The organism is Vibrio sp. 10N.261.51.C6 (genome assembly GCF_041471785.1).
Lineage (GTDB): Bacteria > Pseudomonadota > Gammaproteobacteria > Enterobacterales > Vibrionaceae > Vibrio > Vibrio crassostreae_C.
On sequence record NZ_JBFRPB010000141.1, the window covers coordinates 1 to 299 of the forward strand.

General features: G+C 43.8%; 1 protein-coding gene. It reads left to right on the forward strand.

Annotation, left to right across the window (positions count from 1 at the left end; translation table 11 throughout):
- Window positions 1–299, forward strand: a 299-nt coding sequence (locus AB4375_RS21575; protein ID WP_372052507.1) for an aminotransferase class I/II-fold pyridoxal phosphate-dependent enzyme, incomplete at both ends; no start/stop codon positions are given.

The following is a 299-nucleotide window of genomic DNA, read 5'->3' on the forward strand; positions in this document are numbered from 1 at the left end:
GCATCAGTGAAATTCTCTGATGAGACTCTAGAGAACCTAACAAACTTTGTGAATGAGCAACGCAGTGACCTATTCATCATCACTGATGACGTTTACGGCACATTCGCAGATGAGTTTGTTTCTCTGTTCGCAAAACTACCGTACAACACACTATGTGTTTACTCATTCTCTAAATACTTCGGTGCAACAGGCTGGCGTCTAGGCACTATCGGTATTCACGATGAGAACGTGTTCGACGATACACTTCGCTCATTCAGCGAAGAGACACAGTGCCAATTGGATGACCGTTACAAAACACT